The 1,450-nt window shown below is 44.7% G+C and carries 2 protein-coding genes; both read right to left on the reverse strand.

What is annotated here, in order from left to right; genetic code table 11:
• Positions 1 to 115 precede the first annotated feature (115 nt).
• Positions 116 to 1,033, reverse strand: a complete 918-nt coding sequence (locus tag P2H89_RS35390) for an IS3 family transposase (protein ID WP_275836321.1) — start codon at positions 1,031 to 1,033, stop codon at positions 116 to 118.
• Positions 1,030 to 1,386: a hypothetical protein gene (locus P2H89_RS35395; protein WP_275836323.1), complete on the reverse strand. Its 357-nt coding sequence runs from the start codon at positions 1,384 to 1,386 to the stop codon at positions 1,030 to 1,032. The genes P2H89_RS35390 and P2H89_RS35395 overlap by 4 nt, the downstream gene beginning before the upstream one ends.
• Between the last annotated feature and the right edge of the window lie 64 nt (positions 1,387 to 1,450).

A 1,450-nucleotide genomic window follows, 5' to 3' on the forward strand; every position in this document is an offset into this window, starting at 1 on the left:
TGTCTTGTACTGAAAAAACTTTACAGGTGGGTAGCTTATTACTGGGAGAGCTTTACAGTCGTTCACAATGATACGGATATAGCTTTACAGTTTGTCAGATTGTACGGATATAGCTTTACAGGGCTTTCTCTTGTTTTGGACCTGATGGCTGCTTTTTTCGTTTGGATTTCCAGTGCTTTTCCAGTGGTCCTGTGCTCACATGGGCCTTTTCGGGCGTCAGTTTGCTGCAACTAAAATGGGGCCTGATCTTGTTGTACCGATCAATAGCCGAGTGGGTTGCAGCCACAGCATGGTTATAGTCTTCAAAAGTGCCTTCCAGTCCAAGTTCATGTTTTAGTATTCCATTGAGTCTTTCGGCCACCGAGTTGTCATAAGGGCTGCCGGATTGAGTCATACTGATTTGGATTTTCATGTCTTGCAACCTGGCTACATATAGATCACAGCAGTATTGGACGCCCCGGTCAGAGTGATGTATAGGGATTAAGCCAGGGTTTTTCTTTAAAGTGGCGATGGCTTTATCCAATGCAATGAGGCATCCCTGCGCCTTTAAATGCAGACTGAGGTGATAACCTACAATTTTATGGGACCAGGCATCTGTAATGAGCGACAGGTAAACAAAACCTTGCCTGGTACGCAGGTAAGTGATGTCGCTGACCCAAAGCTGTTGGGCTGCCTGTACTTCAAGTCCCTGGATGAGATCCGGCCATTTGTAATAATGATGATTGGACCAGGTGGTACGCGCATACTTTCTTTTTCGTTTGATCAATAGATCATGCTTACCCAGCAGGGCAAAGAAACTATCCCTGCCAATAGATATGCCATGAGCGTTAAAATCCTCCTGGAGCATAAACAGGAGCTTTAAACCGCCGACACGCGGCAATACCGCCCTAATACTCTTTACCAGGTCAATGATCAGGACTTCCTGAAACTTTTCATCAGCATCCCTCCATTGATTATCGTAGAATGCCTGTCTTGTTTTACCAAACAGTCGGCAAAGCCTTTGAAGCCCAATTTGGGGATAGTAGCGCTTCATTTCGAGGACTGTTTGGTACCATACTTTTTTGCGATATCGACTCCCAGCTCCTTCTGGGCGATTTCCATCATGATCTCAAAACCAGCCACTTTTAGGTTAGCCTCCTGCAGCTGCTTTCTTAATAAGGCAACTTCTTCAGTGTCAGCTTTTTCAGATACTGCCGGTGCTACTTCCGGGTTTGGATAATGCTTCTTATACCATTTTACAAAACCGCGAACAGTATCACCATTTCTAAGATCATACTTAGCAGCTAGTTTGCCATAGCCAAGGTTGCCAGTCAGGTATTCACGGGCTACCGTGATCTTCAAACTGCTGTCATAAATCGAATCCCGGCCTTCTTTCTTTAGATTCATACTTGGGTAAATTTAAGTTACAGACTTACTACCCAAAACTGTAAAGCGATTTCAGGACGTGACA

This window comes from Paraflavitalea sp. CAU 1676 (assembly GCF_029223285.1).
In the GTDB taxonomy this organism is placed as follows: Bacteria; Bacteroidota; Bacteroidia; order Chitinophagales; family Chitinophagaceae; genus Paraflavitalea.